The organism is Salinibacterium sp. G-O1, assembly GCF_030063305.1.
Classification (GTDB): Bacteria; Actinomycetota; Actinomycetes; order Actinomycetales; family Microbacteriaceae; genus Rhodoglobus.
Window position 1 is genome coordinate 1 of the sequence record NZ_JASISV010000003.1, and the last position, 21,619, is coordinate 21,619.

General features: G+C 66.4%; 17 protein-coding genes. 6 read left to right on the plus strand and 11 right to left on the minus strand.

Going from position 1 to position 21,619, the window contains the following annotated elements; all coding sequences use genetic code 11:
• Positions 1 to 455: 455 nt before the first annotated feature.
• From aqpZ to QMG83_RS11665, 6 genes are all read right to left on the minus strand, one after another.
• Positions 456 to 1,196, minus strand: coding sequence for an aquaporin Z (gene aqpZ, locus QMG83_RS11640; protein WP_283505573.1), 741 nt, complete (start codon positions 1,194 to 1,196; stop codon positions 456 to 458).
• 110 nt (positions 1,197 to 1,306) lie between these two features.
• Positions 1,307 to 2,614, minus strand: coding sequence for a DUF58 domain-containing protein (locus tag QMG83_RS11645; protein WP_283505574.1), 1,308 nt, complete (start codon positions 2,612 to 2,614; stop codon positions 1,307 to 1,309).
• 10 nt (positions 2,615 to 2,624) lie between these two features.
• Positions 2,625 to 3,581 (minus strand): AAA family ATPase, encoded by a 957-nt coding sequence (locus tag QMG83_RS11650; RefSeq protein WP_283505575.1) that lies wholly within the window; start codon positions 3,579 to 3,581, stop codon positions 2,625 to 2,627.
• Positions 3,582 to 3,615: 34 nt separating this feature from the next.
• Positions 3,616 to 4,800 carry a DUF4350 domain-containing protein gene (locus tag QMG83_RS11655; RefSeq protein WP_283505576.1) on the minus strand — a complete coding sequence of 395 codons (1,185 nt, stop codon included), beginning with the start codon at positions 4,798 to 4,800 and terminating at the stop codon, positions 3,616 to 3,618.
• A complete protein-coding gene (locus QMG83_RS11660; RefSeq protein WP_283505577.1) occupies positions 4,797 to 5,453 on the minus strand; it encodes a DUF4129 domain-containing protein in 657 nt (218 codons plus the stop codon). The genes QMG83_RS11655 and QMG83_RS11660 overlap by 4 nt, the downstream gene beginning before the upstream one ends.
• A complete protein-coding gene (locus tag QMG83_RS11665) occupies positions 5,450 to 6,628 on the minus strand; it encodes a glycerophosphoryl diester phosphodiesterase membrane domain-containing protein (RefSeq protein WP_283505578.1) in 1,179 nt (392 codons plus the stop codon). Before QMG83_RS11665 ends, QMG83_RS11660 begins: the two co-directional genes overlap by 4 nt.
• Positions 6,629 to 6,740: 112 nt before the next feature.
• Here QMG83_RS11665 and mtrA point away from each other — a divergent pair, with 112 nt between their 5' ends.
• The 6 genes from mtrA to secA all read left to right on the plus strand — a co-directional run bounded on the left by mtrA (position 6,741) and on the right by secA (position 15,104).
• Positions 6,741 to 7,421 (plus strand): MtrAB system response regulator MtrA, encoded by a 681-nt coding sequence (mtrA, locus tag QMG83_RS11670; protein ID WP_283505579.1) that lies wholly within the window; start codon positions 6,741 to 6,743, stop codon positions 7,419 to 7,421.
• A 4-nt stretch (positions 7,422 to 7,425) separates the two neighbouring features.
• A complete protein-coding gene (gene mtrB, locus QMG83_RS11675) occupies positions 7,426 to 9,027 on the plus strand; it encodes an MtrAB system histidine kinase MtrB (protein ID WP_283505580.1) in 1,602 nt (533 codons plus the stop codon).
• Positions 9,020 to 10,660, plus strand: coding sequence for an LpqB family beta-propeller domain-containing protein (locus QMG83_RS11680; RefSeq protein ID WP_283505581.1), 1,641 nt, complete (start codon positions 9,020 to 9,022; stop codon positions 10,658 to 10,660). The genes mtrB and QMG83_RS11680 overlap by 8 nt, the downstream gene beginning before the upstream one ends.
• Before the next feature lie 68 nt (positions 10,661 to 10,728).
• Positions 10,729 to 11,511, plus strand: coding sequence for a ComF family protein (locus QMG83_RS11685; RefSeq protein ID WP_283505582.1), 783 nt, complete (start codon positions 10,729 to 10,731; stop codon positions 11,509 to 11,511).
• Between the two features lie 16 nt (positions 11,512 to 11,527).
• Positions 11,528 to 12,223, plus strand: coding sequence for a ribosome hibernation-promoting factor, HPF/YfiA family (gene hpf, locus QMG83_RS11690; RefSeq protein ID WP_283505583.1), 696 nt, complete (start codon positions 11,528 to 11,530; stop codon positions 12,221 to 12,223).
• Positions 12,224 to 12,314: 91 nt separating this feature from the next.
• The gene (gene secA / locus QMG83_RS11695; RefSeq protein WP_283505584.1) at positions 12,315 to 15,104 is read left to right on the plus strand and encodes a preprotein translocase subunit SecA; all 2,790 of its coding nucleotides are present in this window, start codon (positions 12,315 to 12,317) and stop codon (positions 15,102 to 15,104) included.
• Between the two features lie 69 nt (positions 15,105 to 15,173).
• Here secA and QMG83_RS11700 read toward each other — a convergent pair whose 3' ends face one another.
• The 5 genes from QMG83_RS11700 to hrpA all read right to left on the minus strand — a co-directional run bounded on the left by QMG83_RS11700 (position 15,174) and on the right by hrpA (position 21,612).
• A complete protein-coding gene (locus tag QMG83_RS11700) occupies positions 15,174 to 16,013 on the minus strand; it encodes an HpcH/HpaI aldolase/citrate lyase family protein (protein WP_283505585.1) in 840 nt (279 codons plus the stop codon).
• A gap of 111 nt (positions 16,014 to 16,124) precedes the next feature.
• Positions 16,125 to 17,087, minus strand: coding sequence for an NAD(P)-dependent alcohol dehydrogenase (locus QMG83_RS11705; RefSeq protein ID WP_283505586.1), 963 nt, complete (start codon positions 17,085 to 17,087; stop codon positions 16,125 to 16,127).
• On the minus strand, positions 17,084 to 17,317 hold the full coding sequence (locus tag QMG83_RS11710; protein ID WP_283505587.1) for a helix-turn-helix transcriptional regulator: 234 nt from the start codon (positions 17,315 to 17,317) through the stop codon (positions 17,084 to 17,086). The genes QMG83_RS11705 and QMG83_RS11710 overlap by 4 nt, the downstream gene beginning before the upstream one ends.
• Positions 17,311 to 17,739, minus strand: coding sequence for a hypothetical protein (locus tag QMG83_RS11715; protein ID WP_283505588.1), 429 nt, complete (start codon positions 17,737 to 17,739; stop codon positions 17,311 to 17,313). The genes QMG83_RS11710 and QMG83_RS11715 overlap by 7 nt, the downstream gene beginning before the upstream one ends.
• A 102-nt stretch (positions 17,740 to 17,841) precedes the next feature.
• On the minus strand, positions 17,842 to 21,612 hold the full coding sequence (hrpA, locus tag QMG83_RS11720) for an ATP-dependent RNA helicase HrpA (RefSeq protein ID WP_283505589.1): 3,771 nt from the start codon (positions 21,610 to 21,612) through the stop codon (positions 17,842 to 17,844).
• Positions 21,613 to 21,619 lie beyond the last annotated feature (7 nt).

Sequence of the window (21,619 nt, forward strand, 5' to 3'; positions counted from 1 at the left end):
CCCTCCCCCCGCCCGCCCACCGTAGGAAATTCAGGAGATTTGCGCGCGGCGAGTCCCTGGCGGCCCTCATCGGGGTGTTCGGGTCTGGATTTCCTGAATTTCCGAAGGGGGGCTGCGGATGCGGCAACCGTTCCGGCGCCCCGCCCGGTGCCCTTCCCCGCGCCACCTCCTCCAAATGAAGGAGATATGGTCTCTGCCCCCGGTCTCTACGGGGGTCTCGGCCCCGATTTCCACAAATCTCCTTCATTTGGCAGCAGGTGGCAGCGGGGCGGGGGCTCCCACCGTTGGAAATTCAGGAGATTTGCGTGCGGCGAATTCGTAGGAGCCCAATATGGGGCGTTCGGGGCCGGATTTCCTGAATTTCCGATGCGGGGAGGCGAGGCAAGGCGGCGGGGAGGCGGCCGTTAAACGCAGGATGCCGCGAGGGCTGACCCCCGCGGCATCCCGTGGTGACGCTACGCGCGCTTCTTCGCGTCGAACAGCAGGTTGTACGTGAAGCCGGCGATCAGCGCGCCGACGATGGGCGCGAGGATGAACACCCACAGCTGGCCGAGCGACTCGGGTCCGCCGTAGATTGCTGTGGCGATCGAGCGAGCCGGGTTGACCGAGGCGTTGCTAATCGGGATGAGCACGAGGTGCACGAGGGTCAGCGTGAGGCCGATCGCCAGGGGCGCGAAGCCGCTGGGCGCGCGACGGTCGGTGACGCCGAGGATGACGTACAGGAAGATGGCCGTCAGCACGATCTCGGCGACGATGACCGAGCCAAGGTTGAACCCGGACGGGGAGTGTGCGTCGAAGCCGTTGGAGACTCCCGTGAAGGTGCCGACGTTCTCGCTCGTGGATCCCGAGCGGATGGCGAGGATCACGGTGGTCGCCAGGGCGCCACCCACGATCTGGGCAGCGACATAAGGCAGCACGTCTGACCAGGCGAAGCGGCCGGCAGCGGCTGCTCCGATGGAGACCGCCGGGTTGAAGTGGCCGCCGGAGATGTGGCCAACGGCGTAGGCGCCACCGACGACGGTGAGGCCCACGGCGAGCGATACGCCGACGAATCCGGTATTGAATGAGGCGAACATCGCGGTACCGATGACGCCGAAGACCAGCAGGAACGTTCCGAAGATTTCGGCGGCAAGACGGCGGCCGAGGGTGGGTGTGGCGATATCGATGTCGGCGTTGATCACTTCGTTGGCAGCCATAGGTAAGCCCTTTCGTCTAGGTTCGCGGAGCTGGGGTGCAGAATCCGTTCCTGAGACTAGCCTGTGAATTCCGCCACGCCGAGGATCTCCGCGCGAAATGCTGAGAAAAGCTAAAGTCGACCGGCTGCCTTGAGCGCGATGTACCTGTCGGCGAGCGCTGGTGGCAGGTCCTGCGGGGCACCCGTCACGACCTCGGCGCCGAGCTGGCGCACGGCGGCGGCCACCCGCGACTGGTCGAGCAGTGCGCGCTCGGCGGCGGCGGCCCTGTACACGAGCTCGCGGTCACCGCGTTGCAGCGTGGCATCCAGCACTGCCGGATCGGTGACGGATGACACGACCACCATGTGTTTGCGGGTGAGCTGCGGCAGCACCGACAGCAGTCCGTGCGACGCCCCCGGTGCGTCGATGGTGGTGGCCAGCACCACGAGCGCGTGGTGGGACGTGATCGACCGCACGAGGGCGGGCACCGCCGTCCAATCCATCTCGATGAGCTCGGGATCGACCGGAGCCATGCTCGACACCATGCGCGAGAGCAGCTCTGCGCCGGAGGCTCCCTGCACCCTGGCGCGAACCCGGCGGTCGTAGATGACCATGTCGACGCGATCGCCGGCGCTGGAGGCGAGGGCGGCGAGCAGTAGCGCCGACTCGAACGCCGTGTCGATTCTCGGTTCGTTGTCGATGCGCGCTGCCGAGGTGCGACCACTGTCGACGATGATCACGACGCGCCTGTCGCGTTCCGGTCGCCAGGTGCGCACGACAAGACCGGGGCCGGATGGCGCGGCACGGCGCGCGGTGGCCCTCCAGTCGATCGAGCGAACGTCGTCGCCCCTTACGTAGTCACGCAGGCTGTCGAACTCGGTGCCCTGACCGCGCACCATCACGCTGGTCGCGCCGTCGAGCTCACGGAGCCGGGCGAGCCGGGACGGCAGGTGCTTACGGGAGTTGAACGGCGGCAGCACGGTGATCGCGCCTGGGGTCGCGATGGTCGCCTGACGCGCGGCGAGCCCCAGTGGTCCGAACGACCGGATCGTGACGTGTGCCGCCCGGCGCTCACCTCGACGGAACGGGGTCAGCGTCGTGGTGGTCGTGCGCTGCTCGCCGGGCGGAACATCCACGGCAGCGCGGAGAGGCGCTGCCGCAGCAGAGGGGGACCAGCCGTCGCGAACGATCCCGCGGACGCGCCGGCGACCGGGGTTGGCGATGAGCAGCGTGGATGACACGGTCTCACCCAGTCGCACCCGACCGGGCAGGTCACGTGACAGCCGTACCGCGCGCGGGGAGCCCGCGAGGGCGAGGTCGACACCGGCGAGCACGAGCACCAGAAGCAACCAGAGTGCGAGCGCCCACGGCTGCCCGATCAGGATGATCGGCAGCACGCCCGCCACGAGAAGTGCGACGAATCGCCCCGAGATGGCCATCAGTCGAGCATCACAGCGGAACCTGCACCTGCTGCAGGATCGACCGCAGGATGGCGTCGGGCGACACACCCTCGAGCTCGGCCTCTGGCCGCAACTGGATGCGGTGCCTCAGCACCGGCAACACCATCGCCTGAACGTGGTCGGGGGTGATCGCGTCAAAACCGTTGAGCCACGCCCAGGCCTTGGCGGCGGCGAGCAGGGCGGTGGAGCCTCGCGGGCTCACCCCGAGCTTCACGGACGGGCTCTGGCGGGTGGCGCGCGCGAGGTCGACCGCATAGCCGATGACATCTGCGCTCGCGCCGACGCGAGCGGCGGCGGCCTGCGCGAGCGCGAGCTTCTCGGCGTCGAGGACGGCGGTCACGCCGGCCGCCTCGAGGTTGCGGGGGTTGAAGCCGGCGGCGTGGCGCCTCAGCACCTCGATCTCGGTGTCGCGTTCTGGCAGGTCGAGCACCAGCTTGAGCATGAACCTGTCGAGCTGCGCCTCGGGCAGCGTGTACGTGCCCTCGTATTCGATCGGGTTCATCGTCGCGGCGACCATGAACGGCACCGGCAGGGCGCGCGTCACACCGTCGGCAGACACCTGGCGCTCCTCCATGGCCTCGAGCAGCGCCGACTGGGTCTTGGGTGGGGTGCGGTTGATCTCGTCTGCCAGCAGGATGTTGGTGAACACCGGTCCTTCGCGAAACTCGAACTCCCCGGCTTTCGCGTCGTAGACGAGCGATCCCGTGACGTCGCCCGGCATCAGGTCGGGGGTGAACTGCACGCGCTTGGTGTCGAGGTTCAGGGCGTGGCTGAGGGTGCGCACCAGGAGGGTCTTCGCGACACCAGGCACACCCTCGAGCAGCACGTGGCCACCGGCGAGGAGGGCGATCGTAAGACCGGTGACCGCGGCATCCTGCCCCACCACGGCCTTACCAACCTCGGTGCGCAGGTTCGCGAACGATTGCCTCAGTTGCTCGTCAGTCATAGGTTGATTCTCCAGTGTGTGTGGGCTGTGCGGGTTACGGGTGAACTGCTGCAGCGACGTTGTGCTCGAGAACGAGCAGGGCGTCTGACAGCGACACGAGGTCAGCATCGGTGGCGGGGATGGCGTCGATCAGAAGGTTCCGGATGGCGCCTGACTGTGCCCCGGTCACGGCCGCTGCCGCCGAGATGACCTCGTCGACGGTGGCCGTTCTCGGTTGGCCGCACAGTGCGGCAAGTCGCTGGATGGTGCCGACCCGCAGGGCGTCGAGCGCCCTGAGCCTGGACGACGACCTTTCGTAGAGTCGGGCGCGACCGAGCATGGTCTCGCTGGAGCGCACGGTCACCGGCAGGTTCTCGATGACGAGCGGGCCGAAGCGACGGCCGCGCCAGACGGCGGCGCTGACGAACGTGAGTACGAGGAGCAGCAGCACAGGGCCGACCCACGCTGGGGTGAGTTCCCCGAGGTTGGCATCGCCGTCATCCGGGACGTCGGCGAGGGTGGGGAGGTACCAGACCAGCGTGGACTTCGACCCGAGCAGGTTCAGCGCCATGGCGGCGTTGCCGCTGTCGATGACGTGCTCATTGGTGAGTGCGTCGGTCAGGCCGAGCAGGGTGAGTGCGGCCCCGTCGCGGCTCACCTGGATCAGCGAGAACACCCCGTCGCCGCTGCCGAAGCACGTGACGGCGGCGGCCGACCCGTCGACGATGCGATAGCCGTACGCCTCTCCCGAGACCGCGCCGGCCCTGACAGCGGCGGGCAGGTCGCAGTCGGCGGTGAGCTCGGCATCCGCTCGACCGGCCTGCCTCACCTCGGGGGCGATCGCCTGCAGTTGGGTGAAGTGCGCATCGACGACGATGACGGTGCGGGCAAGAGTGGTCGCATCCCTCAGCTGGTCGTCGTCGAGAAAACCCTTCGGGTCGTACAGCAGCACGGTGGTGTCGTCGAAGCCGTTGACCGCATCGCGGGCGTCGACGAGCGTGGATGCCACAACCACGTCGACCCCCTGCTGCCGAAGTACCTCCGCCACCGCCATCGACCCGCCGGGGGACGCACTGTCCGGGTCGAGTGGTGGGCCGTCGGCGTTGGATCCCACCGTCGACAACGACACGAGGGCGATCGCGACGACGAAGACGACGACAACGACCCAGAACAGCGCGCGTTTGGCGACGCGACCGATCGTCCGAGTGAGTACCTGCTGGTCCGGAGCCTGGGTCGTCACACCAGCTCCAGAACCGGCCGGGCGGCCCGCAGGTTTTTCTCGAGCGTTGCCACCTGCTGGAACTGGGCGGCCGTGCCCTCGCGACCCAGGTAGCGCACATCGTCGAACGACGTCGCAGCGGTGCGCAGCGCCTCCCCGAGCTCGGGGAACGGCGTACTTGACGCGATCGCGAAGTCCCGAGCCGTGGTTCCCGGGCTCGTCGTGATGATGGAACGCTCGGCCAGCCCGCGAGCGATGGAACGGAACATCTCGGCAACCGCGGTGGAGTGGTCGCCGCGCGCGGCCGCAGCCTCGGCATCATCCCGGATCTGTGCCGCTGTTCGGTGATCGTCATCGCCGAACAGGGAACCGGTAACCGTGCTTCTGCGGTTGAAGCGGGGCAGCCCGAAGATGAGGAACGCGACGACGATGCCGACGACGACGATTGCGACGATCACGCCGATCCCGAGGACGGGCGGGCCCTGAACGTCGCCAAGGCGAAGCGTCGACAGCCAATCCTGGACGGCCTTGGCGAGCAGGTCGAACCAGGTGGGCTTTGCGGCCTGGTACGCGGGCTTGGAGAGTTCGGTGATGAGCAGGTCTGCCGCTTCGGGGGCGTCAGGATCGACCGGAACGTCGAACGGCAGGGTCGAGAGTGCCAGCAGGGGGCTCACGACCATGGTGATGGCGAGCTGGGCGCGTGCGGTTCTGCGCCGTGGGTCGCGACCCGCTGCAGGTAGGGATCCGGCACGCTGCCGTTTCCGGCCTGTCGCGCTTCGACGAACCGGTTGAGTTCGAGGTCGAGCCCTTCTTTGCGCATCCTGAGATCGATGTAGATCAGGGCTGTCGTCGCGCTCTGGATGACGGCAGCGATCGCGCCGAACACGACGCTCAGGATGATCGTCAGCAGGTACAGCACGACCGCGCCGGCGATGAGGCCGTCGGTCTCGCCGTTCGGATTGATCAGGAATCCGCTGAACCCCAGCAGCACCTGCAGGGGCGCACTGATGATGCCGGCGACGGTCTGGATGATGACGGCCACGAGCAGCTGGATGCCCAGCGTCTTCCAGAAATAGCCGGTCGTCAACGACCAGGAGCGGGTGATGGCGGCACGCAGGGGGAGGCGCTCGAGCATGAGTGCGCTCGGCACGAGGCAGAGGCGGGTTCCCAGCCAGAAGGCGACGGCGATGGCGGCTCCTGCGGCGAGAACACCCAGGATGATGCCGATGACCAGCCCGGCTGTGCCCCCGAAGGCGATGCTCAGCCCGATGACGACCGAAAGGATGGCGAGCGCCGCGACAGCGGCTCCGGTGAGCAGCAGAGCCCAGCCGATGACGGCGCCGATGCGGCCCTTCGCTGCACGCCACAGCCCGGGAAGCCGGAGTTTCTCGCCCACGGTTCCCCGGGCAACCTCAAGCACGATGATGGCCTGCAGAACGGCGGTCACGACGATCGACAGCACCACAGGGACGAGCCCGGACAGGATGATCGTCGCCACCGATCCGGCCGCGACGGCGTCCTCATCGGCGCCGGTGGCACTTGCGATCCTGGACAGCGCGAAAAATGACACAAAGCCGACCGCCAGAAGCGTGACCACGAAGATCAGCCCGGTGAGCAGGAGTGCGAATCCGAACGTGGGGCGGGGGTTTCTGCGGAGCACCTGAAATGCCGCGCCGAGCAGCGTTCCGAGGGTCAGCGGCCGCAGCGGGATGAGGCCGGGTTTGGGCGGTGGCGTCCATCCGGGCGGACCCGCCGGCGGGGGAGGCGTCGCACCGGACGTCGCGTATGGCGAGGGCGGCGGAGAGGCCGATGGGCCGGCCGGGGACTGCCATGGGGTGTTGTCGCTCACAGCGTTATCCTTTGCCTCATCGAACAGTCCTCAACATGGTTTCACACTCGACTACTCTTATGCGAAAGCTCCCGCACCCGTACGGCGGGCTCGATGCAGTAGCGAGGTACAGGTGAACGCCCGAATTCTTGTGGTCGACGACGACACAGCTCTGGCCGAGATGATCGGCATTGTGTTGCGCACGGAAGGGTTCGAACCCTTCTTCTGCGCTGACGGAGCGGCGGCCGTGGAGGCGTTTCACGTGTCACGGCCCGATCTTGTCCTGCTCGACCTCATGCTGCCCGGCATGAACGGCATCGAGGTGTGTGCCCGGATTCGGGAAGAATCCGGCGTGCCTATCATCATGCTGACGGCGAAGAGCGACACCGCCGATGTGGTGAAGGGCCTCGAAAGTGGTGCAGACGACTACGTGGTCAAGCCGTTCAACCCGAAGGAGTTGGTCGCGCGAGTGCGCACACGCCTCCGGCCAGGCACCGAGGTCGCGACGGGTTCGCTGCAGGTCGGTGACCTGACGCTGGATGTCGCGGGTCACGAGGTCAAGCGGGGCGACGCCGCCATCAATCTGACTCCGCTCGAGTTCGAGCTGCTGCTGGCGCTCGCCCTGAAGCCGCAACAGGTCTTTACGCGCGAAATGTTGCTCGAGCAGGTGTGGGGCTATCACTACAAGGCAGACACCAGGCTCGTCAACGTGCACGTGCAGCGGCTGCGCGCCAAGGTCGAGGAAGACCCGGACAATCCGCGCATCGTCATGACCGTGCGCGGCGTCGGCTATCGCGCGGGCAGCATCACGTAAGACGATGCCCGGTTTCGAGTGGCGCGTAGCGGTGGAGCGAGCCGTGCGGCTATGGCGCACCTCGCTGCAGCTGCGCACGATCGCGATCACACTCGTGCTGTCAGGTTTCGCCGTGGCCGTCATCGGCGGCTACATGTCGGTCAGTGTCGGCGCCAACCTCTTCGACGCGCGGCGCGACCAGCTCAGGGGAACCACCTCGAACGCAGCGATCATCGGCCAGCGGTTCTTCGACGAGGCCACCGAGCAGCTGGGCGCTGACGACATCGATGCAACGACGACGGATGCCGCAGACGCCATCCTGAACGCGGCGGCGAGCACCGGGGTTACCCAGTTCGCGCTCAAACGCGCGCCGGGGGAGGAGGGGCCGCGCAGCCCGTCCGACCTCCAGTCGCCCGGTCTCGACCCGACGCTGATCTCCGATGATATGAGGGCGGCGGTGCAGGGCCTGAAGGAGTTGCGTACAGTCTCCCAATCTGTCGGCCTGGCCCAGGCGGACTCCACGGTCGAGCCAGGGCTCGTGTTCGGTACCGTCCTCGACATTCGCGGGTCGCGATATGAGTTGTATCTCGTCTACAACATCCAGGATCTGCAGGAATCCCTGGGCCTCGTGCAGCGCACGCTGACCCTCGGCGGTCTGGCTCTCATCCTGCTGATCGGTGCCGTCACCTTCGTGGTCGTCCGTCTGGTCGTCGGCCCCGTGCAGCTGGCGGCGGAAACCAGCCAGAAGCTCGCTGCGGGGCAGCTCGAGGTGCGTATCCCGGTGAAGGGTGACGACGTGATCGCGACGCTCGCGCGATCGTTCAACGGGATGGCGGCGTCGCTGCAGAACCAGATCACGCGGCTGGCGGCACTCTCGCAGGTGCAGCAGCGATTCGTCTCGGATGTGTCCCACGAACTGCGCACGCCCCTCACGACCATCAGGCTCGCCGGCGATGTGCTGTACGACCAGCGCGAGACCTTCTCGCCATCCGCGGCTCGCACGGCCGAGCTGCTGCACACGCAGGTGCAGAGGTTCGAATCTCTGCTCGCTGACCTGCTTGAGATGAGCCGCTACGACGCGGGAGCCGTCGACATGGAGACCGAGCCCACCAACCTGGTGTACCTGGTCGAAGACGCGATCGAGAGCGTCGCCACCCTCGCCGAGTCCAAGGGGTCGCCGCTTCGCATGGTCGCGCCCGGCGGCTATTTCGAGGCGGAAGTCGACAGCCGTCGCATCCGCCGCATTCTGCACAACCTGCTGGGCAACGCCATCGACCACGGCGAAGGTCACCCGATCGTCGTGTGGGTAGACAGCGACACCAACGCCGTCGCGATCGCCGTGCGCGACTACGGGGTTGGCATGACCTCGGCGGCCATGGAACGGGTCTTTGACAGGTTTTGGCGCGCAGACCCCTCCCGTCAGCGAGTCACCGGCGGCACGGGGCTGGGGCTGGCGATCTCGCTTGAAGACGCGGCGTTGCACGGTGGCTGGCTTGAGGTCTGGTCCGCTCCCGGCGAAGGTTCCTGCTTCAGGCTTACGCTTCCCCGAGTGCGGGGTGCTGTGCTTTCCAGCTCGCCGCTGGCACTTCCGCCCGAAGACCCGGCCCAGGAGGCGATCAATGCGTAAACAGCCAGCGGTCGTCGTGGCCGCATTCGCCCTGATTCTGGCGCTCGCCGGCTGCGTGGGAATTCCGTCGAGTGGAGGAGTGCAGGTCGGGCCGATAGTGAATGACCCAGACAATGCCGAGGTCGAATTCGTCGTGTCCGGCCCGCAGGACGACGCAACGCAGGACGAGATTCTCGCCGGGTTCATGCAGGCCGTGCGAGCGCCTCAGAGCAATTTCGCCATCGCGAGGCTGTTCTTTACGAAGGAAATGGCGGGCAGCTGGGATCCGGATGCCGGAACGCTGATCAGGTCGGGAATCGCAACGACGACCATCGCCGATGCGCCAGACACTCTCGCGTACACGGTGACGACCGGAGCCCTCGTCGACAACAGGGGCAGGTATACCGAGCCGCCGCCGGCCGCCCAGACGCTCACCTTCAGTTTCGCCCAGGAGAACGGGCAGTGGCGCATCAGCGACGCGCCCCCGGGGATCATCCTCTCGCGCAGCAGCTTTAATCTCGTCTTCGACGAGAGGTCGCTTTACTTCTTCGACCAGAGCTACCGGTACCTGGTGCCGGAGGTGCGCTGGTTCGCCAAGCGATCGAACATCACGCGAGACACGGTCTCGGCACTGCTCGCGGGCCCATCAGACTGGCTGGCGCAGGCCGGAGTCACCGCGTTTCCGCAGGCGACGACGCTCGAGTCGGTGAGCGTGCAGTCCGCCCAGGCGATCGTCGACCTCAGCAAGGAGGTGATCGACTCCACGCCCGTCGCCCGCGACCAGATGCGCCAGCAGCTGGTGGCAACCCTCGGGATCGCGAACGTGGTGATCTCCGTGGGCGGGACCGAGCTCGCGACACCCGCTGCCTCCGGAAGCGACGCGATCATTCCCACCGTCGACAGCGCAGCCCTCGTGGGCACTGACACCGCTTTCGGATTCAACGGTGGCGGTGGCATCGCAAACGTTCCGGGACTGTCGAACCAGGTCGTCGCCGCACAGCCCACAGCCGCCACCCTCTCGCAGGACAAGTCGGCCGCGGTCATCCTGGCTGCCGACGGTGTGTCGCTGGCCAGCGCCGGTGCCAACGCGGTGACGCTCCTGGACGGCAGGGCCGGACTCATTCGGCCCTCGATCGATCCGCTGGGATACGTCTGGTCGGCCAGGGGCGCCAGCGCGGCGTCGCTGCTGACCATCGAGGCCGACCGCACAGAACACACGCTTCAATCCGGCCTGCCCGACGACAGCAGCATCGTGTCGATGGCCGTCTCGCGGGACGGCGCGCGGCTGCTGGTCTACCTCGCGACACCGGTCGGTCCGCGACTCGCGGTGGCGGGGATCATCCGTCAGGACGGCGTGCCCGTCAGGCTCGGCCAGCTCTTTGATCTGCCCACCCCGCAGGGTGCGCCGGTGGATGCCACGTGGGTGGACGACAAGTCGGTCGCGACCCTGTCAGGGGCCGGGGTCATCACGCTCGTCGAGATCGGCGGACCCACCCTCCCCCTCGGCCAGCTCGACGGCGCCGTCTCCATCGCCGGCGGAACGGCAGGAACCGACGGGCTTCGCGTGCTGAGCGACGGGGAGGTCTGGCGGTCGCAGGGCACCGGCTGGGTGCCGACCGGCATCGCCGCCACCCTGCTCGCGACAAAGCAGTAGCACGGCACGCTCTCCACAGATTGTGGAAGCGCCGCGTCGAGTGTGCCGCCTCCGGTGAGCATGAGGGCATGGAGTCGTGGCCGGCCATCGTACGCGCGGCGCTTCTGGACGCCTGGGCGGTGCTCATGCCCATCCAATGCGCGGGATGCGACGCAGAAGACCGCGGCCTGTGCCCCGATTGCGCCTCGGCGTTGCGTCCGGCGCCGACCCGCCAGACAACCGCGGGCGGGCTCGAGGTCGTCACAGCGCTGCGATACGAGGCACGCGTGCGCCGCGTCATCCTGGCGTTGAAAGAGCATCACCGCACGGATGTCGCTGCAGCCCTCTCACGGCCCCTGGATCTCGCGATCGGGCAGTCAGTCGCGGACGCTGTTGCGCGCTGGCAGGGGCCCGGCCTGGCGCCGCTGCGAGGGCGGGTGGAGATCGCCCCCGTGCCGACCAGCAGGACGTCGTACCGGCGTCGCGGCTATGACCCTGTCGCGCTGATCCTGCGCCACACGATGTACACACCGGCACGGGTGCTGTATGCCGCACGCCGGACGACAGCCCAGAAATCGCTCGACCGAGCGGGTCGCGTCTCAAACCTGCGAGGCGCGATGGCCGCGAAGCGCGCCCTGACAGGCCGGTGCTTCGTTCTCGTCGACGACATTGTGACCACGGGAGCGACCCTGGATGAGGCCGCGCGGGCCATTCGGGCGGCGGGTGGCGAGGTTGTTGGAGGAGCAACTATAGCGTTCACCGCGAGGATGTTTGGGGCGCGTGACAACCCCAGCCGCGAGGACTACGGTGGGGCAAAAGGCGCAGAACAAAAACCGCCTGGGTTCGATTCAGGCTCTGGCGGCTGCGCATGATGGCTGGGAGGTCGCCGTGGAAATTACCGTCAGCGGACGAAACCTGGGGGTTACCGACAGGTTCAGGGAATACGCGATAGAGAAGGCTGAAAAGGTCAATCATCTGGCCGAAAAGGCAATCGCATTCGAGATTAAAGTCACCCGTCATCATGAGACCAGGGGAGCGAGCGGCGACGACAGGGTCGAACTCACCCTCATCGGTCCCGGTCCGCTGGTACGAGCGGAGTCCGCTGGATCCGACAAGTACGCCGCCTTCGACCTGGCCATGGCCAAGCTGATGGAGCGGGTACGCCAGTCGAAGGACCGCAAGAAAGTACATCGCGGTCAACATCGTCCCGTCTCGCTCCGCGAGGCAACCGCTGACGGTTTCGCGGTCGTGGACATCACCCCGGCAAGCCCGGACGTGATCGAGAAGGTGAGCACCGGATCGGTCCCCGTGCAGGAGGCGACAGAGCCAGAACCGGGCGATGACGACTACACACCCGTGGTGATTCGACGCAAGGTGTTCCCCACCTCGCACATGACGGTCGAGAACGCGCTGGATCACATGGAGCTCGTCGGGCACGACTTCTTCCTGTTCATTGACAGCGAAACCGACCGTCCGAGCGTGGTTTATCGGCGCAAGGGATGGGACTACGGGGTGATCGGTCTCGAGGAAGAGTCTGAGGAACTGCCCACAGTCGCCGCTCGGGGGCGCAGCGGGAGGCACTGATACGGCTCGACTTGGTACGATTGGCCACCGGTAACGCGATTATTGTCGTGCCGGAAACTCGGGGATATCCCGACGAAGACTGGAGTTATCGGTGGCCAACGTTCTTGAACGCGCGCTTCGCGTAGGAGAGGGTCGACTTCTTCGACGCCTCAAGCACTATGCCGACGCGGTCAATCACCTCGAAGAAGACTTCAAGGAGCTGACCGACGAAGAGCTGAAAAACGAGACGGTCGAGCTGCGGGAGCGCTTCTCGAAGGGCGAATCCCTCGACGACCTGCTGCCTGAGGCGTTCGCCGCCGTTCGCGAAGCTTCACAACGCACACTGGGCATGCGCCCGTTTGACGTACAGGCGATGGGCGGCGCAGCCCTCCACCTCGGCAACATCGCCGAGATGAAGACGGGAGAGGGCAAGACCCTCACGGCCGTGTTCGCGGCATACCTGAACGCCATCCCGTCACGCGGTGTGCACGTCATCACCGTCAACGATTACCTTGCGAGCTACCAGTCCGAGCTGATGGGCCGCGTGTTCAGGGCGCTCGGAATGACGGTCGGCGTCATCCTGTCCGGCCAGACTCCGCCCGAACGCCGCGAACAGTACGCGGCAGACATCACGTACGGCACCAACAACGAGTTCGGCTTCGACTACCTGCGCGACAACATGGCGTGGCAGGCGGTCGACATGGTGCAGCGCGGCCACGCCTACGCGATCGTGGATGAGGTCGACTCCATCCTGATCGACGAGGCTCGTACGCCGCTCATCATCTCGGGCCCGGCCTCCGGCGAGGCTAACCGCTGGTTCACCGAGTTCGCGAACCTGGCCAACAAGCTGATCCCTGAGGTCGACTACGAGGTTGACGAGAAGAAGCGCACCGTGGGTGTGCTCGAACCAGGCATCGAGAAGGTCGAGGATTACCTCGGCATCGACAACCTGTACGAGTCGGCGAACACCCCGCTGATCTCGTTCCTGAACAACTCAATCAAGGCCAAGTCGCTGTTCAAGAAAGATAAGGACTACGTCGTGATGAACGGCGAAGTGCTGATCGTCGATGAGCACACCGGCCGAATCCTGATGGGCCGCCGCTACAACGAGGGCATCCACCAGTCGATCGAGGCGAAGGAAGGTGTCGCGGTCAAGGCCGAGAACCAGACCCTCGCCACGGTGACCCTGCAGAACTACTTCCGCCTGTACTCCAAGCTCTCCGGCATGACCGGTACGGCCGAGACGGAAGCCGCCGAGTTCATGAGCACGTACAAGCTCGGTGTTGTTCCGATCCCGACCAACAAGCCGATGCTGCGCAAAGACCAGTCAGACCTGATCTACAAGAACGAGCAGGCGAAGTTCGGCCAGGTCGTCGAAGACATCGTGGTTCGTCACGCCGCCGGCCAGCCCGTGCTGGTCGGAACGACGAGCGTGGAGAAGAGCGAGCTGCTGTCGCGGATGCTCGCCAAGAAGGGCGTCAAGCACGAGGTGCTCAACGCGAAGAATCACGCTCGCGAAGCAGCCATCGTCGCTCAGGCCGGCCGTCTTGGCGCCGTCACCGTCGCCACCAACATGGCCGGTCGCGGTACCGACGTGATGCTCGGCGGCAACGCCGAGTTCCTTGCCGTAGCGCAGATGAACAGCAGGAACCTCAGCCCCAGCGAAACGCCCGACGAGTACGAGGCCGAGTGGGATGGCGTGTACTCGGCCGTCAAGGCTGAGGTGCAGGTCGAGGCAGACAAGGTCATCGAGGTGGGCGGGCTGTACGTGCTCGGCACCGAGCGCCACGAATCCCGGCGCATCGACAACCAACTGCGCGGTCGCTCGGGCAGGCAGGGAGACCCCGGCGAGAGCCGCTTCTACCTGTCTCTCGAAGATGACCTCATGCGCCTGTTCAACAGTGGTGCAGCCGAAGCTCTCATGGGTCGCGGCAGCGTGCCGGATGACCTGGCCATCGAGTCCAAGGTCGTCAGCCGCGCCATCCGGAGTGCTCAGAGCCAGGTCGAGAGCCGCAACGCCGAGATCCGCAAGAACGTGCTGAAGTATGACGACGTGCTGAACCGTCAGCGCGAGGCGATCTACGGTGACCGTCGCCACATCCTTGAGGGTGACGATCTGCAGAGCAAGGTCACCCACTTCCTCGAGGATGTCATCGGCGAGGTCATCGACGTACACACGGCCGAAGGGCACTCGGACGAGTGGGACTTCGACACCCTGTGGACGGAGCTCAAGACGCTGTACCCGATCTCGATCACGAGCGACGAGGTGCTGACCGAGGCTGGTTCTGCCAGCAAGCTCACCACATCGTTCCTCCGCAAAGAGATCATGTCGGACGCCAGCCTCGCCTATGAGCGTCGCGAAGCGCAGCTCGGCGAATCGGCCATGCGTGAGCTCGAACGTCGCGTCGTGCTGTCGGTCATCGACCGTCGCTGGCGCGATCACCTCTACGAGATGGACTACCTGAAAGACGGCATCGGACTGCGTGCCATGGCACAGCGCGACCCGTTGATCGAGTACCAGCGCGAAGGTTTTGCGCTGTACCAGTCGATGATGGCCTCCATTCGCGAAGAGTCCGTCGGCTTCCTGTTCAACCTCGAGGTCGAGGTCACCGGCGCTTCGGGAGTCGAGGCCAAGGGTCTGGCGGCCCCAGCCACCGACACGAACAAGCTCAGCTACTCAGCGCCGAGCGCCGACGCGCAGGGCGAGGTCGAGGTGCGCAACCAGCGCGGCCAGATCGAGCAGGCGGCAACCGCCCGCGCCCAGCAGGCGCAGCAGGCACAGGGCGGACAGTCCGCCCCGCAGCAGGCGGCGGCCCGCGGTGCTTTCGGCCAGCGCGCTGAAGGCGACGCGCCTCCGGCAGCGAACCGCGCCGAACGTCGCGCGCAGGGAAAAAAGAAGTAGACAAAACATGACAAAGGGGCGGCTCCAGTGGAGCCGCCCCTTTGTTTTGTCTGTGCGCGGATTGCCTCGCTAAGCGGGCTCGACGCCAAACGCGCGAGCGAGCTTGTCGATCTTCTGCGCGCGACCGAGCCGGGGCGGGTCGCTGCCGTCGCGGATGACCCGTCCCCGTGCCTCGAAGTCGATAAGGAAGTCGCGTGCCCACGCCACGTCCGACCGGGTGGGGCTGATGACTTCGTTGATGATCGGGAGCTGCTCGATGTCGAGGCACAGCTTTCCGGTCATCCCGAGCGCCACAGCCATGCCGCCCTGCTCCCGGAGGAGCGTGTGGTTGGTGCCGACCGTGGGGCCATCAATGGGGCCGGGGAGGTTGCCGACGCGGCTGGCGACGACCAGTCGGGAGCGCGGGTACGCCATCGCCATGTCGTCTGAACTGGTTCCGGTATCACGACGGTAGTCGCCGCTGCCGAAGGCGAGGCGGTACGCACCGCGAGCTCGTGCGATGTTCGCCGCCTCCTCGATGCCGAGGGCGGACTCGACGAGCGCGATCACGGGGGTGACACCGTGGAGCCTGTCGAATGTTTCGGAGACATGGGCTGGCGACTCTGCCTTGGCAAGCATCACGCCGCGGAGTCCCGGGATGCCGACCAGCGCGTCGACGTCGTCAGACCAGAAGTCGGAGGTGCGGTCGTTGATGCGCACCCAGCCGCTTCCGCCGGTGCTCAGCCAGTCGACGACGTCGGCGCGGGCGCTGTCTTTGAGACCGGGGTCGACGGCATCCTCGATGTCCAGGATGATCTGGTCTGCGCGGGAGCCTTCGGCTTCGTCGAAAGTCTGCGGCTTCGTCGCCGCGACCAGGAGCCACGAGCGCGAGATCTCGGCCGACACGGTACGGGATGAATTTTGCTGCACTACACAACCTCTCTGGTGCTGACGCGCCGTTTCAGGCGCCTCCCACAGGCTAGTCGCAGCAGGCTGTGTGTGTACTCCACCTCGGCGGTGGCGCGGGTGCGTGCCTGCTGGTCAGACGGTGAGCACGATCTTTCCGTGAGCGAGGCCATCGGTCATCCTGGTGATAGCGGCCGCGGCCTCGGCGAGCGGGTATTCGCGGTCTATGACAGGGTGCACAGTTCCTGCCGCCACGAACTCGAGGAGCGACTCGAGATCTGCCGAGGTCTCTGTCGAGATCAGCCCGATCGTCTTCTGCCGCGCGAAGGGTGCCAACATCGCCGTGAACTGCCGGCCGGTGTTGCCGGCGAATTTGCCACCGCCCTCCGCTCCGACAATCACGATTCTGCCGCGTTCGGTGAGCGCGGATCGCAACTCTGACAGTGGCCGGTTGCCCGCCGTGTCAATGATGACGTCGAATGGTGGATGCCCCGAGAGATCGTTCATCGTGTAGTCGATCACGCCCTCTGCTCCGAGGGAGCGCACGAGATCCACCTTCGACGTACTGCAGACGCCCGTGACCGTGGCGCCGAGTGCGATGGCCAGTTGCACGGCGAAGGTGCCGATGCCGCCGCCAGCGCCGATGACCATGACGCGTTTTCCTGCAGAGACGAGCCCGGCATCCCGGACGGCATGAAGCGCTGTGCAAGCCGCCATCGGAATCGCGGCGCCCTGCACGAAAGTCAGGGACTCCGGCATGAGGGCCAGCGTGCCGGTCGAGGCTTTGGCGAATTCGGCGAAGGAACCGCCGGCGATGCCGAACACACTGTCGCCGGTGCGGAACGCCGTGACCGCCGAGCCGACCGAGTGCACCACGCCGGCGACGTCCATGCCGCGCACCGGATTCTTCGGGCGTGACAGTCCGAGAGCGATGCGCGCCATCTGTGGCAGGCCGGTCATCAGGTGCCAGTCCGCCGGGTTGACCCCGGCCGCATGCACGCGAATGAGCACCTCGTTGGGCCCCGGTGTTGGCGCCTCGATCTCCCGGAGGGAGAGCACCCCGACCGGGCCGTATTCGTCCTGAACTATTGCCTTCATGGCGCAGTCCCTTCGTTGGCTGGGTATTGGAAGACCTCGCCCAGTTGCACCTCGAACACCTGGGCAATCTGGAACGCCAGTTCGAGCGACGGCGAGTACTTGCCCTGCTCAATGGCATTCACGGTCTGGCGGGTGACGCCGATCCGGTCGGCGAGCTCGGCCTGAGTCATCTCGGAATGGCCGAACCTCAGTGCGCGGATCGAGTTGGTGACGCTGGTCGGCTTCACCATGCTGGCATCCCCCTGCGGTACGACACCAGCTTGGCGATCGTGCCCAGGATCGCCGAGAGCACGAAGGCAAGGTACAGCGTGTTGGCGATCCAGAAGTGGGGCAGTTCGAACATGGCCATGAGCATGGCGGCGAGGGCACCCGCGATGACGAACGATTGGCCGATGTATTCACCCATCCGGTAGATCTGGCGGTCACGCTGGTCTTTCCTGCCGGCGTCCTTTCGCGAGGTCAGGCCGATGGCGATGTGCAGCAGGATCGATGCGACGATGGATGCCCCGATCATCCAGATCATGACGGGCACGTAGTCCACCTCGGGAAGCGGCACGGTTTGTGCTAGGCCGGACATGATGAACGCGTAGATCGCGTACGTGACGACCGCAAGGATCCCCATGATCCACGCGCTCTTCTCTTCGAATGGCATGACCTCTCCGATGCTCGATGTCAAGAATTGCTGACACGACGAATGTACGAGAAGTCATACACGATGTCAAGAAAACTTTACTTAGCCGGTGAGGGCTGGCTGCTACCCGGCGAGAAGCTTGGTGATGCGCTGCAGGCTGACGGGCTCGGCCGTCGCAATGTGCTGGGCGAAAAGACTGAGCCGCAGCTCCTCCAGCATCCAGCGGGCCCGGATGATGCGAGCCTCGGCCGCGGGATCGACCGGCAGGGCCCCACCGGCCGTGATGTAGCGCCCCTGCGCGAGCTGCACCTCGGTCATCCACACCCGGTCTCTGGAGGGATTCTCGACCAGCTTGCCCACCCGGTGGATCAGTCCATCGAGGTAGGCGGGGATGCGGCGCAGCCGCTCCAGCCCGGTTGCGCTCACGAAACCGTCGAAGACCAGGGCATCGAGCTGGCTGCGGGCATCGCCCAGCGGCGCGATGAGGGCGAGGCTCGTCGCCGCCTTGATCGCCTTATCGGCCTCGCGAGCCCTGGCGGTGATGCGTGACACGAGGGCGACAGCCTGGAAGAGGGCATCCACAATCGTGGCGGAGACCGCATCCCGGGCCTTCTCGAACTCGGCGCGCGTGAACAGCTGGCCATCGCCGATCACGGCGTCGATGCAGGCGATCATGCAGTCCTCGAACAGGGCAGCGTTCGTGCGGTACGGGCTCTGGGCGAGCACCAGCTTCTCCTGCGTGGTGAGATGCTCCTGCACGTAGCCCGTCGGGGAGGGGATCGCGAGCATCAGGAGCCGTCGCACGCCGAGCCGGTGCGCCGTGGCCTGGTCTTCCGGGGTGCTCATGAGCCTGATCGCCACGCTCGACTTCTCGTCAACGAGGGCAGGGTAGGCACGAATCGTGTTCGTGCCGTGCTTCGTGTCGCGGCTGCGATCGAGCTCGTCGAAGTCCCAGGTGGTGATCCCGGCGCGCTCGACGCGCTCGCTCTGGGGCGAGGCCGCCGACGCTGTTTCCGTCACACGAGCGACGCTCGCTCGTGCGACCGGCTTGAGGCTGGCCTGCAGCGCGCTCAGCGCCTTGCCGCTCGCGACGAGGTTCGCACGGTCATCCATCACGGCGAAGGTCACGCGAAGGTGGGCGGGAACCCGGTCGAGGTCGAAGTCTGAGACGGCAACCGGCGTGTACGTCTTCGCGGTGATCTGGCGGGCGAGGAACGCGACCAGGGAGCCCTCGGCGCCCTCGGCCTCTGCCAGCAGGGTGCGTGCCCAGTCCGCCGCCGGCACGACATGGCGACGGATGCTCTTCGGCAGCGACCGGATTAGAGCCGTCACCAGCTCCTCACGTAACCCCGGCACCTGCCAGTCGAACCCGTCGGGCTTCAACCCCGCCAACAGCGGGAGCGGAATCGCGACCGTGACGCCGTCATCCTCGGAGCCCGGCTCGAACCGATAGCTCAGGTCGAGCGACTGGTCACCCTGCTGCCAGGTGCTCGGGAACGCGTCGTGATCGAGGTCTGGCGTCTCGTCGTCGACGAGGTTCTCGGCGGTCATCGTCAACAGGTCGGGGGAGTCGACCTTCGCCTTGCGCCACCAGCCCTCGAAGTCTCGCGTCGACGCCACCTCGGGCGGGATGCGTCGTTGGTAGAAGTCGAAGACCGCCTCATCGTCGAACAGGATGTCGCGGCGTCTCGTGCGCTCCTCGAGCTGCGCGAGCTCGGCGCGCAGCCGCTTGTTCGCGCGGTCGAAGTCGTACAGTCGCGCTCTGAGCGTCTCGTCGGTGACGTCACCCTCGACGAGCGCGTGCCGGATGAACAGCTCGCGGGCGTACTGCGGGTCGATGCGGGAAAACTGCACGCGACGCTTGACGATGATGGGCACCCCGTACAGGGTGGCGCGCTCGAAGGCGACAGACGCGCCCTGCTTGCGCTCCCAGTGCGGCTCGGAGTACGTGCGCTTGATCAGGTCTCCCGCGATCGTCTCGGCCCAGGCCGGATCGATGGCGGCGTTCATCCTCGCGAAAAGCCGGCTGGTCTCGACGAGCTCAGCGCTCATCACGGCGGCCGGCTGCTTCTTCGCCAGCGCCGATCCTGGGAAGATCACGAATCGCGACTGACGCGCGCCGACGTAATCCTTCTTCGCCGAATCCTTCAGGCCGATATGGCTCAGCAGCCCCGCGAGCAGTGAGCGGTGGATGCCATCGGGGTTCGCGTGGGCATCGCCGATGTGGAGCCCCAGCTGCTTGGTGGTGCGCGACAGCTGGCGGTAGACGTCCTGCCATTCCCGCACGCGCAGATAGTTGAGGTACTCGCTCTTGACCTCGCGGCGGAACTGGTTGCCGCTGAGCTCCTTCTGCCTCTCCTCGAGGTGGTTCCAGAGGTTCAGCAGGGTCAGGAAGTCGCTTGTCGGGTCGGTGAACCTGGCGTGCTGCTGGTCGGCCTGGGTGCGGCGCTCGAGCGGCCGCTCGCGAGGATCCTGAATGCTCAGCCCGGCGACGATCGCCATCACCTCGCGCGTTGTCGCGTGCTGCTTCGACTCGATGACCATGCGCGCCAGCCGCGGGTCGATCGGCAGCTGGCTCAGCTGCTTGCCGATGCGCGTGATGGTGGAGGTTTTGGTGATCGCGTTCAGCTCGTGCAGCAGGTCGAGACCATCCTTGATGCCGCGCGACTCCGGTGGTTGCAGGAAGGGGAAGGCGGCGATGTCGCCGAGCCCCAGCGAGATCATCTGCAGGATGACCGCGGCCAGGTTGGTGCGCAGAATCTCGGGCTCGGTGAACTCGGGTCGCTTGGAAAAGTCTTCCTCGGAGTAGAGGCGGATGGCGATGCCGTCGCTGGTTCGCCCCGACCGGCCGCTGCGCTGGTTCGCGGACGCCTGGCTGATCGCCTCGATCGGCAGCCGCTGGATCTTGGAGCGCACGCTGTACCGGCTGATACGTGCCGTGCCGGCGTCGATGACGTACCGGATGCCCGGAACCGTCAGGCTCGTCTCGGCGACGTTGGTCGCCAGCACGATGCGGCGGCGGGTGCCGGGGGTTCTGCTGCTTTCGAAGACGCGGTGCTGGTCCGCGGCGCTGAGGCGGCCGTAGAGGGGGAGCACCTCGGTGCCGGGCAGGTGTCGGCCCCGGATGGCGTCTTCCGCATCCCGGATCTCGTTCTCGCCGGACAGGAACACGAGCACGTCGCCAGCGCTTTCGCGCCCGAGCTCGTCGATGGCCTCGTTGATCGCCTGGAAGAGGTCGCGGCCTTCGTCGCCCTCCTCGTCGGGCGCGAGCGGTCGGTAGCGGATCTCGACCGGATAGGTGCGGCCCGAGACCTCGATGATCGGGGCCGGGGTGCCGTCGGCTGCGGCGAAATGCCTCGCGAAGCTCTCGGGGTCGATCGTCGCGCTCGTGATCACGACCTTGAGGTCGGGACGCCTGGGCAGCAGCTGCTTGAGGTAGCCGAGCAGGAAGTCGACCGTCAGGCTGCGTTCGTGCGCCTCGTCGATGATGATCGCATCGTACTTTTTGAGGTCGCGGTCGCGGTGGATCTCATTGAGCAGGATGCCGTCGGTCATCAGCTTGATCTTCGTGTCTTTGCCGACCCGGTCGGTGAAGCGCACCTGGTAGCCGACGAGCTGGCCCACCTCCTGCCCCAGCTCTTCGGCGATGCGCTCGGCGATGGTGCGCGCGGCGATGCGGCGGGGCTGGGTGTGGCCGATGCTGTCGTAGCCGAGCTCCATCAGCATCTTGGGGATCTGGGTGGTCTTGCCCGAGCCGGTCGCACCGGCCACGATGACGACCTGGCTGCCGCGGATCGCCTTCTCGATGTCGTCTTTACGCTGACTAACGGGAAGGTCGGGCGGGAAGGTGACGTGCGGGGGCCCGGTTGTCGGCGGCGCGCTCTCGGAAGACATCAGCCTC

What these genes read in the sequence shown, in the direction of transcription:
- aqpZ (WP_283505573.1), bottom strand. Translation starts at nt 1,196, where the DNA reads ATGGCTGCCAACGAAGTGATCAACGCCGACATCGATATCGCCACACCC.
- QMG83_RS11645 (WP_283505574.1), bottom strand. Translation starts at nt 2,614, where the DNA reads ATGGCCATCTCGGGGCGATTCGTCGCACTTCTCGTGGCGGGCGTGCTG.
- QMG83_RS11650 (WP_283505575.1), bottom strand. Translation starts at nt 3,581, where the DNA reads ATGACTGACGAGCAACTGAGGCAATCGTTCGCGAACCTGCGCACCGAG.
- mtrB (WP_283505580.1), top strand. Translation starts at nt 7,426, where the DNA reads ATGCCCGGTTTCGAGTGGCGCGTAGCGGTGGAGCGAGCCGTGCGGCTA.
- QMG83_RS11680 (WP_283505581.1), top strand. Translation starts at nt 9,020, where the DNA reads ATGCGTAAACAGCCAGCGGTCGTCGTGGCCGCATTCGCCCTGATTCTG.
- QMG83_RS11685 (WP_283505582.1), top strand. Translation starts at nt 10,729, where the DNA reads ATGGAGTCGTGGCCGGCCATCGTACGCGCGGCGCTTCTGGACGCCTGG.
- QMG83_RS11705 (WP_283505586.1), bottom strand. Translation starts at nt 17,087, where the DNA reads ATGAAGGCAATAGTTCAGGACGAATACGGCCCGGTCGGGGTGCTCTCC.
- QMG83_RS11710 (WP_283505587.1), bottom strand. Translation starts at nt 17,317, where the DNA reads ATGGTGAAGCCGACCAGCGTCACCAACTCGATCCGCGCACTGAGGTTC.
- QMG83_RS11715 (WP_283505588.1), bottom strand. Translation starts at nt 17,739, where the DNA reads ATGCCATTCGAAGAGAAGAGCGCGTGGATCATGGGGATCCTTGCGGTC.
- hrpA (WP_283505589.1), bottom strand. Translation starts at nt 21,612, where the DNA reads ATGTCTTCCGAGAGCGCGCCGCCGACAACCGGGCCCCCGCACGTCACC.